This is a genomic window from Corynebacterium sp. ES2715-CONJ3, assembly GCF_024814365.1.
Taxonomy (GTDB): Bacteria; Actinomycetota; Actinomycetes; order Mycobacteriales; family Mycobacteriaceae; genus Corynebacterium.
Genome location: NZ_JANUXS010000005.1, coordinates 85,136 through 99,023, shown reverse-complemented (window position 1 = coordinate 99,023; position 13,888 = coordinate 85,136). Strand labels below are relative to the sequence as shown.

14 protein-coding genes are annotated in these 13,888 nt (G+C 54.1%); 8 read left to right on the top strand and 6 right to left on the bottom strand.

What is annotated here, in order from left to right; all coding sequences use genetic code 11:
* Positions 1-2: 2 nt before the first annotated feature.
* On the bottom strand, positions 3-1,010 hold the full coding sequence (locus NXT00_RS07255) for a pyridoxal-phosphate dependent enzyme (RefSeq protein WP_259079276.1): 1,008 nt from the start codon (positions 1,008-1,010) through the stop codon (positions 3-5).
* 368 nt (positions 1,011-1,378) lie between these two features.
* On the opposite strand from NXT00_RS07255, the gene NXT00_RS07250 reads away from it, so the two are divergent.
* On the top strand, positions 1,379-1,558 hold the full coding sequence (locus tag NXT00_RS07250; RefSeq protein WP_259158564.1) for a hypothetical protein: 180 nt from the start codon (positions 1,379-1,381) through the stop codon (positions 1,556-1,558).
* 356 nt (positions 1,559-1,914) lie between these two features.
* On the opposite strand, the gene NXT00_RS07245 is transcribed toward NXT00_RS07250, so the two are convergent.
* The gene (locus tag NXT00_RS07245; protein WP_259158562.1) at positions 1,915-3,273 is read right to left on the bottom strand and encodes a dicarboxylate/amino acid:cation symporter; all 1,359 of its coding nucleotides are present in this window, start codon (positions 3,271-3,273) and stop codon (positions 1,915-1,917) included.
* 192 nt (positions 3,274-3,465) lie between these two features.
* Positions 3,466-4,332: a triacylglycerol lipase gene (locus tag NXT00_RS07240; RefSeq protein ID WP_259158561.1), complete on the bottom strand. Its 867-nt coding sequence runs from the start codon at positions 4,330-4,332 to the stop codon at positions 3,466-3,468.
* Between the two features lie 95 nt (positions 4,333-4,427).
* On the opposite strand from NXT00_RS07240, the gene NXT00_RS07235 reads away from it, so the two are divergent.
* The 4 genes from NXT00_RS07235 (at position 4,428) to NXT00_RS07220 (ending at position 7,952) form a co-directional block, all read left to right on the top strand.
* Positions 4,428-5,012 (top strand): nitroreductase family protein, encoded by a 585-nt coding sequence (locus NXT00_RS07235; RefSeq protein WP_259079268.1) that lies wholly within the window; start codon positions 4,428-4,430, stop codon positions 5,010-5,012.
* A gap of 88 nt (positions 5,013-5,100) precedes the next feature.
* The gene (locus NXT00_RS07230; RefSeq protein WP_259158559.1) at positions 5,101-5,700 is read left to right on the top strand and encodes a nitroreductase family protein; all 600 of its coding nucleotides are present in this window, start codon (positions 5,101-5,103) and stop codon (positions 5,698-5,700) included.
* 248 nt (positions 5,701-5,948) lie between these two features.
* Positions 5,949-7,334, top strand: coding sequence for a hexose-6-phosphate:phosphate antiporter (gene uhpT / locus NXT00_RS07225; RefSeq protein ID WP_259158558.1), 1,386 nt, complete (start codon positions 5,949-5,951; stop codon positions 7,332-7,334).
* Between the two features lie 60 nt (positions 7,335-7,394).
* A complete protein-coding gene (locus NXT00_RS07220; RefSeq protein WP_259158557.1) occupies positions 7,395-7,952 on the top strand; it encodes a gamma carbonic anhydrase family protein in 558 nt (185 codons plus the stop codon).
* Here NXT00_RS07220 and NXT00_RS07215 read toward each other — a convergent pair.
* Complete coding sequence (locus NXT00_RS07215; RefSeq protein ID WP_259158556.1) at positions 7,949-8,959, bottom strand: ROK family protein; 1,011 nt, start codon at positions 8,957-8,959, stop codon at positions 7,949-7,951. The genes NXT00_RS07220 and NXT00_RS07215 overlap by 4 nt on opposite strands.
* A gap of 154 nt (positions 8,960-9,113) precedes the next feature.
* Positions 9,114-9,257 (bottom strand): hypothetical protein, encoded by a 144-nt coding sequence (locus NXT00_RS07210; RefSeq protein WP_259158555.1) that lies wholly within the window; start codon positions 9,255-9,257, stop codon positions 9,114-9,116.
* On the opposite strand from NXT00_RS07210, the gene NXT00_RS07205 reads away from it, so the two are divergent.
* Together NXT00_RS07205 and NXT00_RS07200 are read left to right on the top strand one after the other, a co-directional pair.
* Positions 9,256-10,353, top strand: a complete 1,098-nt coding sequence (locus NXT00_RS07205; protein ID WP_259158554.1) for a TIGR00730 family Rossman fold protein — start codon at positions 9,256-9,258, stop codon at positions 10,351-10,353. The two genes, NXT00_RS07210 and NXT00_RS07205, sit on opposite strands and share 2 nt — an antisense overlap.
* A gap of 33 nt (positions 10,354-10,386) precedes the next feature.
* The gene (locus tag NXT00_RS07200; protein WP_259079241.1) at positions 10,387-10,803 is read left to right on the top strand and encodes a MarR family winged helix-turn-helix transcriptional regulator; all 417 of its coding nucleotides are present in this window, start codon (positions 10,387-10,389) and stop codon (positions 10,801-10,803) included.
* A 45-nt stretch (positions 10,804-10,848) separates the two neighbouring features.
* Here NXT00_RS07200 and hrpB read toward each other — a convergent pair whose 3' ends face one another.
* A complete protein-coding gene (hrpB, locus tag NXT00_RS07195; RefSeq protein WP_259158553.1) occupies positions 10,849-13,215 on the bottom strand; it encodes an ATP-dependent helicase HrpB in 2,367 nt (788 codons plus the stop codon).
* A 56-nt stretch (positions 13,216-13,271) separates the two neighbouring features.
* Here hrpB and NXT00_RS07190 point away from each other — a divergent pair, with 56 nt between their 5' ends.
* Entirely contained in the window at positions 13,272-13,886 is a 615-nt protein-coding gene (locus tag NXT00_RS07190) for a DNA-3-methyladenine glycosylase I (protein ID WP_310470444.1), read from the top strand.
* Positions 13,887-13,888 lie beyond the last annotated feature (2 nt).

Genomic DNA, 13,888 nt, shown 5'->3' with positions numbered 1-13,888 from the left:
CTTTACTCCTTAAAGTAGGTCGTTGGATCATCGAGGACGTGCTGATCGATCGTAAAATTCTCATGAACCCACGTGTCGTTATAGACAGTGTCCACGTAGGCGTGGCCTCCGTCGTGAAGCACGAGCGCAACGGTGGAGGATGGGGGTAGCTGAGGAATAAGCCGTATCAAAGCAGCAATGACAGCACCGCCAGAGGCACCGGGGAGGATACCTTCGCTTAAGGCTAATAAGCGGGCGCCCATGATGGCGTCAAGATCTTTTATATATTCGACGCGGTCGGGGTGGAAGGCGCGGGAGAGCTCGGTGACCACTCCGGCGCCGTAGCCTGGCAAGAGCCGAGTGCCACGCTGCCCACCGTAGAGGACGGAACCGAGCGCATCAACCCCAATTTTCACGGTAGGCGCCGAGATTTCGCGCAGTTTTTTCGCGCAGCCCCCGAGGGTGCCAGTGGTGCTCATGGCGACTAAGAGATGCGAAGGTGGCTGACCTAGCTGCGCAATGATCTCCGTCATTGTCCCCTCAGCATGGGCGGTAAAGGCCGCTTGGTTGGCGTACTGATTGAGATTAAAAGAATCAGGTATTTCTGCTAGAAGTTCTTCTACGCGCTGGCGCCGAGCGGTCAACCAATCTCCAGTGGCCGGATCAGGACGCTCTAACATCTCCACGTGGGCGCCGAAAGCCTTCATGGTCAATACCGTGGACTTATTCACTCGCGGATCGACCACGCAGTGGAATCGCATGCCGGCACTTCTGGCGAGGCGGGCGAGGGAGATGCCAAGATTTCCTGAAGAGGATTCGATGAGTGTCGAGCCTTCGCTGATTTTTCCGCTGGCGATGGCATCGTTGATCAGAGCGTGCGCCGTTCGATCCTTCGCGGATCCACCTAAGTTGAATTGCTCCAACTTCGCATAAACGCCGATATCACTTCGGTTGTGAATACGGTCGAGGGAAACTAAAGGGGTATGGCCCACCATCTGCGTGGCGGAGGTAGGCGAAGAATCTTGGCACATAAAACCCACGCTAGTCGGATTAGGCCTTATATGACGTGTGATCTTGCTTGTATGGTGTTGAGCTGGGAAAAGAAGGCTACCCAAAGACTTATGCGGGCTGAGAAACGAGAAAATACACAGGTCGATCTGTCCTCGGAGTTTCCGCAGTATGACCATCCTCCGTCACGGTTTTTGTAGTAGATATGAAGGTTTTTACCGCTCGCAACCCTCCGTTCGATCAAAAAGGTCCTGTGCCTTCGTTGAGATCTGTCGCACCCTGGCAAGCTTTAGATCTTAAGATTTAAGGCATCAACTGCATAGAGGTGGGCGTGTGCTTGTTATGGATTACCGCATTTGAGTGCGATATCGCTGAATATAAAACCCCATCGATGAGCAGGACTTATCAGCTACAAGCGCCCTATATGGCACAGGCGGGTTTATGGCTGGGACAGTTACCGATCTTCACCCTGATGAGCCTCTTCGCTGCTCGTGCGAATCGGGGTTGTGTGGAGGATTGTGCTGATAGTGACCTCATGGAGCTGGTGCGGTTCCAGGGATTTTACCAATAAGGCACAAAAGATTACGGCCACTGCAGCAGTGTGCACGCGTGCACACCCAGATTGCTGCGCACCTGTTGATGAAGGCCTGGGTCACTATGGTGTCAGCTAGTAATTCGGTGGCGGGATTAACTGAGACCAACCGAAACCAAGACGATGAGCCCCACGTGGCCACGCCGTTGTTGTTCTGCCATTTATGGCGTTTGGGGTGCAGCTTAGGTAGTACCTTGAGGTCGCAAAAGTGGCTGGCAACCACTGCCCTTGGGTGCAATGACCGAGACGGGGGAGGAAGGATCCACCTAGCACTGAAGAGTATTGAGGTATGAGAAAACCCCTTGGGCTTGCCAAGGGGTTAGACAAAGTGATCTCTAGGAGATCGCAACATTCTGGCGGGAGTGCGACTCGGCGCTAAGGTCCTCGTAGCTGGTGTCATCATCGAAGATATCGTCGTTCAAGATACCTTCACGTTTAGCCACCACGACGGTGGAAAGATTTTGGCCTGTTACGTTGACCGCGGTGCGGCCCATATCGATGATGGGTTCCACGGCGAGGAGAAGACCCACGCCTGCAAGAGGCAGTCCCAGGGTTGATAAGGTGAGGGTGAGCATCACGGTAGCGCCCGTGGTACCGGCTGTTGCTGCGGAGCCGATGACGGACACGAAGATGATGAGCAAGTAGTGGGTGAGACTGAGGTCAATGCCGTAGAACTGGGCAACGAAGATTGCGGCGATCGCTGGGTAGACCGCAGCGCAGCCATCCATCTTGGTGGTAGCACCGAGGGGGATCGCGAAGGAGGCATATTCTCGCGGAACACCCATGGATTTTACGGCCACCTGCTGGTTGACCGGCATGACTCCCATGGAGGAACGGGTAACAAATCCAAGGGAGGTAATAGGCCAAACTTTGCTGAAGAAGCGCAGGACGGGGATGCGGTTAGCCATCAATACCACCGGGTAGATCACAAACATCACGATGGCGAGACCAACATAAAGGGCAAGAACAAATTTTCCTAAGGAACCAATAGCATCCCAACCATAGGTGGCAACCGCATTACCGATTAGGGCGGCGGTGCCGATGGGGGCCAAGCGGATAATCCACCACAAGATCACTTGAATGATCTGGAGCAGAGATTCATTGAATTGGAGGAAGGGTTCTGCGGCCTTTCCAGCTTTGATCGCAGCGATACCGAGCGCGATCGAGATAAGGATGAGTTGGAGGGCACTAAATCCTAGTCCGATATTTTCGCCACTATTCCACGCCTGGAGGCCGAGGAAATTGGTGGGAATAACAGAGTTAATAAAGCCCAGCCACGAGCCAGTGGAATTAGGCTCAGCAGCCGCTGCAGGATCGATGCTGGAGTTCACGCCTGGCTTGAGTACCGTGGCCACGATAATGGCTGCGATCACTGAGAAGAAGGCCGTGATTGCGAACCAGATGATTGTCTGTCCGGCGAGGCGGGCAGCATTTTTCACCTGTCGTAGATTGGCAATGGAGGTAATAACGGCGGTAATGATGAGCGGTGCGATCATGACCTTGAGGAGCTTGACATAGGTCGAGCCGATCCAGCTCAGGGTGGCGCTTAACCATGAGGTTTCCTCAGCCCCAAGGGAATTGTCGAAATTTTTTGCTACTAATCCTAAAATGACGCCAATGATGAGGCCGATGGTGACCTGGGCGCCGAAGCTGCTGAGCCACGAAGGTGCCTTCGAGCGGGTGGTGGTTGTCATGGGAATCCTTGAAAATTATAAGTTTTGTACTGATCGGTCTATTTGTGAATGGGGAGAGAATCTCTCCTAAATACACTTTTTCATGGTGTCCGAACTGGTTTTATCGCTGATATTGGGTGATTGCGCACTCAGTTTAGTGGGGCACCTAGGAGAAAGCAAGACGAATCAGTTGATTTTTTTGTACCGCTCGGTCTACTCTTGGCCGCGAAGTATTCGCACGGCTTCGCTGAGGCGCTCGGTGAAGGGTGGACGATGAGGTGGGGTTTCCCGCTCCAACTCCGCAAAGGTAGGAGCATTGCGCAGGAGCGCTTCTAGAACGAGCTCACGAACATATTTATTAGTCGACATTTCTTCGTGGCGCACTATTGCCCATTTGTGACTATCCTGCACACAAATATTTTCCGCATCGGGACCTTTGAGGTAGCCCGCTTCTAAAGGCGTAACAATGGCATCTTGACGGGTCACAATGGAGGTATAGCGAATTCCGGGCAGGGTATCTCCTGCGGCATTGAGTGCTGTAATGAGGGGGGAACCGCTTAATAATTCCAACCCGGCTGGGCCAAACCAGCTTGCGATGATTTTATCTAAGCTGCGCTCCAGCGTTTCAGTGCGCGCCGCCGCGGGCAAGAAGGCGATGGGAGTGGTTCCCTGGTTTGGTACGGAAAGGCTGATGAGGTGGTGAGTTTTATGCTCGCCGCCTAAATGATGCATCCAGTATCGCGCCAAGATCCCACCCTGGGAATGTCCAATGAGAATGACCTTGGGAGCCTTCGTCACTTCCAAAACTGCCTCTATATAGGCGCCTACTTGGCTGGCGGATTCCTTTACCGGCGCGGTAGAGCGATGGCCGAAGTCGGGGGCGAAGACAGCGAAGCCTGCAGAGCGCAGATCTTGGCCTAATTCTTGCCAATTACCCTTGGTTTGCCCAGTGCCATGAACGAGGACGACTGGAAAGGGGTGCGCGGAGGTGGGGCGGGCGCGCCAATCATCTTCGAAGATATTGGCGGTGGGAATACGCGCAAGCAGGGGGGTGCGGGTTTCTGCGGGTAGCTCTGCCATATTAACTAAGCTTAGACCCCTGGGGTCAGAAAGTCCTTGACCGTGTTTTTCTGCCTATGTTATCGTTGACACTTCAACAAAATTAAGGGGACATAATGTCTTTAAAAGATATGAGTGTTCGCGAGGCCATTGAGAGTCGTCGCGCAACTCGCCACTATACCGACCAGCCCGTGACCGACGAGGTTCTCGATCATATTGTCACTCTCGCCCTCGAGGCACCAAGTGCCTTTAACGGCCAGCGCCGTGACCTCGTGGTGGTCCGCGACCAGCAGATCAAGGATGGTATTTATAAAGCCTCGCAGCAGACCCAGCTGCGCGACGCACCGGTGGTATTAGTAGCTATCGCACGAACCGGCGAACCGGACGACCTAGCAGAGATCGTTGGCGAGGAACGCGCCGAAGGCATTAAAAAGTGGCTCATGGCTGAGCCGGGTAGGCTGCGTGAAAGTGCTATCAAGGACGCGATGATCATGGGATCTTTTGCAATGATCGCCGCTCAGAGTCAAGGGCTTGTAACCTCGCCCACGACTGGCTGGGATGAGCGCGGCATCTTAGAAGCAGTGGGGCTTGGCGATTCGGCCGATCACGGCGTGGGTATTGTGCTCGCGATGGGGTATCCAGCGGAATCCCCCGAGCACCCGGGGCGCAGAGACGACCGTCGCGTCGACAATCACTACTAAAATTATTTTATTGAGCGCGCCTTTTCCCAAAGGTGCGCTCAATTTAGATTAGGGTGGGTACAAAACTAGGCTTAGAATTGGGGCCTCGATGACCACCCAAAGCGTGACCAACCAAACCGTGACTGACGCTATCATGCAGCGCCGATCGGTGCGCTCTTTTACTGATGAGCCCGTAGCCAATGAGCTTATCGATCATATTATTGCTCTCGGATTGGAAGCACCCAGTGCTTTTAATGCGCAGCGACGTGATCTGGTGGTGGTGCGAGACAGGGCTGCAAAAGAGGCGATCTTTGCAGATTCTCAACAGGAATTTTTAAGTCAAGCTCCCATCCTGGTGGTGGGGGTCGCTCGGCTCTTCGAACCGGATGACCTCAGCGATTATATCGATCAGGACTTCGCCATTCAGGCTTTAGAGTGGTATCGCGAGGAACCTGGCCGACTACGCGAAAGTGCCATCATTGATGCGACCATTGCCAGCTCATTCCTCTTGCTTGCCGCGCAGAGTCGAGGATTGGCCACCTTAGCAACAACCGGATGGCACGAAGACCGTGTTCTCGAGGCTATAGGTCTTGCGGGACGAGGGGATTATGGGGTGGCTATAGTCACGGCTATGGGGTATTCGACTGAATGCCCGCCCCACCCTGGGCGCAAAGCCAATCGGCGCATTGACGGACGTTATTTCCTGTGACTAAGTAGATACAAAGATCACTATTTAATATATACCACATAGAAGCCCTTTTTCTGGCTATTGAGCCTGCTCAGGCGCCCGTAGTGTTACGCAACGCTAGTAAGATATCTCACATAAAATTACTATGAATTCACTTTATGAAGTGATTTTAATCATGGTTTTACCGGGATTTATTGGCTGATAATTTTGTAGTTATAATGAGCGCGTTTTATGGAAATTATCGGTCCTTGAGCAGAAAGAAGCTAAGCGTGCTCGCATTCTTAGAGGAAAAGAGGAAGCCGACTCTCGACCTGCCCGTCGAAGAACGTCGGAAGATGTGGTTCAAGCCTTTTATGCAGTCCTATATGGTCGTTTTCGTGGGCTATATGGCAATGTATTTAATTCGCAAGAACTTCAACGTGGCCCAGAATGATTTGATCGAAACCTACGGATTGACCAAAACCCAGCTGGGTATGATCGGCCTGGGGTTTTCGGTGGCCTATGGCATCGGTAAAACCGTGGTGTCGTATTACGCCGACGGTAAGAATACGAAGCAATTCCTCCCGTTTATGCTTATTCTCTCCGGCCTGTGCATGTTAGGTTTCAGTGCCAGCCTGGGCGGTGGCAGTGTTAGCATCTTCTTAATGGTTGCCTTTTATGGTCTGTCTGGCTTCTTCCAGAGTGCTGGCGGTCCTGCAAGCTACTCCACGATTACCAAATGGACACCGAGGAAGCGCCGCGGCACCTACCTTGGTTTGTGGAATATATCGCATAATATCGGTGGCGCCGGTGCAGCAGCGGTGGCAGTATTCGGCGCTAATGTCTTCTTCGGCGGTCACGTCGTAGGTATGTTTGTCTTCCCCTCGGTAATCGCGCTCATCATTGGTTTCTTTGGTTTGCGATATGGTTCAGATTCTCCAGAGGCCTACGGTTTAGGCAAGGTAGAGGAACTCTTCGAGGAACCAGTCAGTGACGAGGACCTCGCAGCGGAGAGGGAGAACCTATCCAAGTGGCAGATCTTCTTGCGCTATGTATTAAAGAATAAGATCATCTGGATTTTATGCTTCGCCAATATTTTCCTGTATGTAGTTCGTATCGGTATTGATCAATGGTCGCCTGTCTATGCCTATGAGGTTCTAGGATTCTCCAAGGAAGCTGCTATCTCCGGCTTCGCCCTCTTCGAGGTGGGTGCGCTCACCGGTACTCTTCTGTGGGGCTACCTGTCCGATTTCTTCAATGGACGCCGAGCGCTGGTGGCCTGCGTCGCCTTAGCCCTTATCGTGGCCACCTTGGAGTTCTACCAGTTCGCCACCAATGAATTTATGTACCTGAGCGTACTCTTCGTGCTTGGCTTCCTTGTTTTCGGCCCGCAGCTTCTCATCGGTGTGGCAGCGGTGGGCTTTGTGCCCAAGCGCGCGATTAGTGTGGCCGACGGCATCAAAGGCACCTTCGCCTACTTAGTCGGCGATAGCTTCGCCAAGCTGGGTCTGGGCATGATCGCCGACGGGCGTCCTATCTTCGGACTCACTGGCTGGGCTGGTACCTTTGCTGCCTTAAATTTCGCCGCCATAGCCTGCATCGTGCTGCTCTCCTTCGTAGCTATTGCTGAAGAGAAGAAGATTCGTAAGGCAAAGAAGCAGCAGGCCACTGCCTAAGCCTCTGTGATCAGACGCCCACCCGAAAAAAATCAGCGGGTGGGCGTTTTTTGCACCATAATGGGCACTATGCCTCTTATTCTTCCCTGCGGCGGCAAAACCCCGCGTATCCATTCCTCTGCTTATATCGCCCCCAACGCCACCATTATCGGTGATGTGGAAATTGGGCCCGATTCCTCCATCTTCTATGGCTGCGTCCTGCGGGCAGATAGCAATTCCATTCGTATCGGAGCGCGAAGCAATATCCAAGATAACTCCGTCCTCCACGTCGATGCGGATGCTCCCGTGGTAATCGGGGATGATGTCACTGTTGGCCATATGGCTCTTGTCCACGGCTCTACCGTGGCAGACGGCGTTCTCGTGGGAATGAAATCCGCTTTGCTATCGCGCTCCACTATTGGTCGCGGTTCCCTGATCGCGGCGGGCGCAGTTGTGCTCGAAGGGATGGATATTCGGCCGCTGAGTTTAGCGGCGGGTGTACCTGCGAAAATACGCCGCACTCTCAGCGAGGAGGAGGCTCGGGGATTTATCGAGCACGCCGGGCGCTATATTATCACCGCCCATACACAGCCCCTGATCACCGAGGCTGTGGACATAGCCGATGTCCGCTATGACTAGATAGAATAATAATCGCGCCGGGTTTTAATCGCCTGCGTAAATCCCAGCGGGTCTGCGAGCAAGGGCGCGAGCGCTATTGCCCGAGCTGCAGCTCGAGCATTATCAAGGTGGGTAGGAATAACCCGAATTTCCACCTGTGCGTGCTTCGAGCCGCGAATCGACCGCGCCAGGCCATGCGCCTCCTCGCGACTTTCGAAGGCGGACCCTGCGAGCACAATGGTATGCGGATTGATCTGTTCCGTGAGCTGTAGAACAGTCTCGTGAAGTGGCAGTGCTGGGTCGACGGCGAGGCGCTGGACGGAATTAAAGGTATGCACGGCGGCGCCAATAGAATCGTCGGCATAGCAGATGAGCCCACGGTGGTCTTCGCGATGGTTGACACGACTATGAGAAATGCGTTGAGCTTGTTGCTCCGCGCCCGCGATTGCCTCGATAACATTGACGGCCCGAACCTGGGTGTCAAAGGCCTCCTCGAGGGGCGAGAGCAGATTAATATGATCCCAGCCGAGGTTGTCGGCGCTGATACGGCGGCGGGAATTGACTGCTCCCGGGGTGGAAATGCCGATATTAGCCAGCGGAATATCATAATCCGACAGCATTGTTCTCAATGTCGGGATGAGCGCTTCGATAAAGCTCTTAGGAGAATGACGGTGGTGATCGAAAGAGAGAAATTGCTCGCGAATCAGTTGCCCCCCGGAACCGAAGAGTCCTATATAGGTAGAAGAGGTGCCTATAGCGATACCTATATGCAGCCATGGGCTGGGGGCAATCTCGAGTGGGATTTTGGGTCGACCTGGACCTTGAGGCTTGATTTTATCGGGGCGTTCACGCACGAGATCGAGCTGCATCAAGGCTAAGGTGGCGCGTGTGATCGTGGGCTGCGAATGCGGCGAATGGTCGACTAAGAAGGTGCGCGTGACCGGTTGGGTGAGCCTAATCAGCTGCAGACATAGGGCCGCTGGCGTTTGGGGTCCTATAAATTCTGCGGAGGCTGGGTATGAGCTCACAAGGTGCATAGGACTATGATAAACAAAACAGACAACCTAGTCTAATTAAATAGACAGATCGTTCAGCTCGGGTGTACCCTCAACGATGCAATTAAGGCTGAGGCAAAAGGAAAGACTCAGACGTTGTTATCCCGCGTACTTTTGCAAACTATTATCAACCTAGCTCCATGATATAAACGGATTCACTAGATAAACTGCCGTAATCAACCGCAATACAGCTGGCCACAGGATAGACCTCATCGCTCACATCCCCATTTGCTTCGAAAGTATCGGGGAGTGGATTAGAATGACTAACCATGACTTTCGCTGTAGCTGCTTCGCCCCTTGATGACCTCACCGTTCGCATCATGACAAACGGTGTCGACCGAGATCGCGAAGACCGCACCACAGCGGTAATCAATAATCTCAACCGCCTCAGCCCAGGTGATAGTCGCCCGGATATATCCGACCCGACTATCACCCGCTACCTAGACTTTGATAGTCAGCGCGGCGATATCGGTGTAGTCCTCGAAACTCAAACCGGCGAACTGGCCGGCGTTATGTGGGCTTCCTTTATTAAGGCATGGGGTTTTGTTGCCGATAATGTTCCAGAAATGGTGCTCTTCGTAGACCCGAAGTGGCAAGGACATGGCATCGGCGGCTGGTTTATTGATCAAGCTATTACCCATGGCCGTACCCACGGATGGCAAGGAATAAGCGTACGCGTCAATCCACATTCGCCAGCTCGACGCCTCTACGCGCGCAAGGAGTTTATTGCCCAGGATATGCAGGGCATTATGTTGCGCACCCTTTCCCCACTCATTAAATCCGTAGCCGTCTATTGCGGCTCGGTCCCAGGTAACCGCAGTGAATATGCCGATGCGGCCCGCGATCTAGGGCGGGAACTCGCCGAGCGTGGCATCACTATGGTGTACGGGGGCGCCACAGTAGGGCTCATGGGCGAATGCGCCAATGCCTGCCTTGACGCGGGAGGTGAGGTAATCGGAGTGATCCCTAAAGGCTTGAAAGATCTCGAATTCGCCCACCCAGAATTAACGCGCTTGGAAATTACCGACGATATGGTGGACCGCAAATCGCGGATGGAGGAGTTAGCGGATGCATTCATTGCCCTCCCGGGTGGCATGGGAACCCTCGAAGAGCTCAGCGAAGTTCTCGTACGTCAACAACTAGGTCCCTATACCGGCCCTGTAGCCCTCTTTGATGTCGAAGATTACTGGCAGCCGCTTATCGACGCTCTTAGGATGATGGGCGAGGAGGGTTTTATTTGGCCCCGCTATTTAGACGCTATCGTGGTGGCAGATAATGTCAAGGAGCTTTTTGAGGGCTTCAATACCTGGGCCAATCCAGGCTTGAAGTGGCAAAGGGGTGCAGCGGGAGAGAGCGTGCAACACTAGCAGCTTTTCATTGCATGCAATAGAATTGGACATATGTCCGCCCAGGAAAAACTCCAGTCAGATATCTGCTTTCAGTTCTATACCGGCGCTCGCCTTCTCCAGCGCAGCTACCGACCCTACCTAGAAACGTGGGGAATCACCTATGTGCAGTACCTCGTCTTGCAGTGCCTGTGGGAAAAAGACGGGCAAACTATTGCCGCCATCGGTGCTCTCGTCGACCTCGACTCCGGCACCCTATCGCCGCTACTCAAACGCCTAGAAAAAGCTGGATGGGTACAGCGGGCAGTCGATGAAACCGACTACCGCCGCGTGATCTTCTCCCTCACACCGAAAGCCCAGAAGCTTGAGGGAGAGGCTGAAGATATGCGCAGCCAAGTGGAATCCATGATTGGACTTAACAACGAGGATATGGCGGCGATTCACAAGATCATGGACAAAATCCGTCCTTAACTACTCTTGGCGATACTTAGCAACACCTGGCGACTCTAGCGACACCTAGCGACCCAGTGCCCTTTTAGTCTTCGCCGTGGCATCGCTTCGTGATGGATGCTCGGGCCACGGATGCTTAGGATAGCGGCCTCGCATCTCGGAACGGATATGGACATAAGCACCAGACCAAAACCGACTGAAATCGTCGGTACGCGCCAGCACCCGCCCAGCGGGGGAGAGCAGCTCGAAAAGTACTGGCTGGCCCAGGATAGTGGGAGTGTCATCGAGACCGAAGCACTCCTGTAGTTTCACCGCGACCGTAGGGCGCTGACGATAATCCACCCTGATCAAGCGACCTGAGGGTACCTGCAGAGATTCAGGAGCGAGCTGATCCAGCTCGCCTGCTATCGGCCACGGAAGAATACGTCTTAAGGCGGGGTAGAGATCAATATCTTTTCTACCTGCTCCCTCAGCTAAAGCATCAAGCTCTGGGCCTAACCAGGTCAGGGGATCAAGGGCTGCGATATCCGGCCATGGCTCGCCTAGGCGCTCATATAGGAAGTGCAGCCGATCTAAAAGATGACGGGCCCGATCAGAGAGCTCGAAGAAATCTATCCCGTGGCTGCTAATAGCCTCCGCATAGGCCCGGCGCGCCATGAGACGATCGGGAGCAACCGGGCGTTCTGAGAGGGTAATAGCACCTAGCTTCTTTCGCTTTATAGCCCGGATCTTCCCCTCGGCACTTATACAGGTACTGCATTCTTCAGTGGGAGGGTAGATGCGTAGGGCTGCTGCGTGATCGAGCGGCGCAGCCAGGCTGATCTGGGCTCCGCGCGCCTGTAAGGTCATATCAGCAATGGCAATCCACTCAGGTTTATGATCAGCCCACAAGTTTCTAAGAGTGGCTCTGGTTCCACTGGCCAGCAGATAGACCTCACCTTCATTGTGAGCAATACTTTCTGGCATAGCCAAGGCCACGATCTCTCCCACCGAATACGAACGTGCATCATCGGGGGCATAACGCTGCAAGCGTGAGACTTCCCGCCGAAAGCGTGGGGTGGGGGACAGGTCCCTGATCACTTGGTTAAGATCCCCGCGCGCATCCTCCATCATGGCCGCGATGACCTTCGCTGCTTGCTTGCCTGCTTTTAATAGTGCGTGGGCATAACGCGGCGGCGCTGGAATTTCAGCGAGTTTGCGCCCCCAGGCGTTCAACTGCCCCTTATCGTCGAGAGCAGCAAGGGTATCCAAGGTTGCCAGGGCGCTTTCCACAGCGGCCATTGGAGGGGGGTCGAGGAGTGGGAAATCACTGAGTCGACCGCCCCATCCTAGTAACAGGAGAAGAAAGTTGCTGAGATCAGCAGCAAGAATCTCGGGCTGTATATGAGGCTGAAATTTAGCGAAATCATGCTGTCCGTAGAGCCGGATCACCTCACCTGGGCCCTCACGCCCTGCTCGACCCGCACGCTGAATCGCAGAAGACTGACTACACGAGGTGGTCACTAGCCCACTAAGCGACCGACCTGCATCACGCTTCGGAGTGCGCACCAGACCTGAATCAATGACGATTCTTACCCCAGGGACCGTGAGCGACGATTCTGCAACCGGAGTGGCCACCACGATACGCTGACCAGGGGAATACAACGCCTCATCTTGGGCTTGTCTTGATAACTGTCCATAGAGGGCAAAAACTTTAACAGAACTGAGAGCCTCGATGTCGCGGCATACAGTATTGACCTCCCGCACACCAGGCATAAATACCAAAACTGAATGCGGCGACGAGGTCGCCTTTTCCACCGCAAGGCGGGCGGCTTGATGCAGAAAATCCCGATGACAGTCCGCCCGTCCAGCCAGGGGGACATAGGAGATATCCAGTGGAAAAAGGACACTGTCGGTACGTATAACTGGCGCTGACAGAAGATCGGCACAACGGGCTGTATCCACGGTCGCTGAGAGCGCTCCTACGATAAGCTCAGGGCGCAACTGTCGTAATTCCACCAGCATGCCCATGAGAAGATCGGTATCTAATTGACGCTCGTGGACCTCGTCGATAAGAACGGCGCTCACCCCAGATAGCTCAGGATCAGCAATCAGACGCCGCACCAATACCCCGGGGGTAAGAAACTCCACGAGCGCACCTGGATGGCTCTCCCCGCGCACGGTATAGCCCACACGATCACCAAGGGAACTATGGTCGAGCTGCGCAAGCCGCCGCGCAGCCTGCCGCACCGCCACCCGGCGCGGCGCGGTGACTAAAACCTTGCCATTTAAGGCGCATGTATTAGCCACCAGCGGAGGAATAAACGTGGTCTTACCCGTGCCTGGTGGGGCCTGAACCACAACAGTGCGGTGATCATCTAACGCGGTGGTGATCTCGGAAGCGATAGCGCTCACAGATAAACCACGACCGATTGATTCCAACGCAAAAACCATTATTCAAGGATAGCCTTAAAGCAGGAAACCCTCCGATCGAAAGAGAGAACTTACGTGTGATACCTGATCTCGAAGCGCGTGGTCTTATCATGGGCGCAGACGGCCGCGCGCGACCACAATGGGCGCATGGCAGTAATCTCATGCGCGCCTACTATGACACCGAATGGGGTGCGGTCATCACAGACGAGCAATCGATCTTCGAACGCCTCGTCTTAGAAAGCTTTCAAGCTGGTTTAAGTTGGGAGATCGTGCTCAAAAAGCGCGCAGCTTTTCGACGTGCCTTTAAAGACTTCGACCCCGAAAAAGTTGCACACTTTGGTGCCAAAGATATTGAGCGGATGGCGGCAGATACGGACATTATCCGCAATACCCGAAAAATATCGGCCGCCATCACCAATGCCCGTGCCACCCTAGCGCTGCGCGCACACGATGAGGGCGACTTGGCGCACCTCGTCTGGTCCTATGCGCCACAACCACGACCGCGCCCCCAAAACGCCGCCGATATACCCACCAACAGCCCGGAATCGCGCGCTCTTAGTAGTGCATTGAAAAAACACGGCTTCGTTTTTATCGGCCCCACCACCATCTATTCCCTCATGCAAGCCATTGGGATGGTAGATGATCGCATCTCAGGCGCCGCCGATCTTATCCCCACAGAAAAATCAGACTAGGA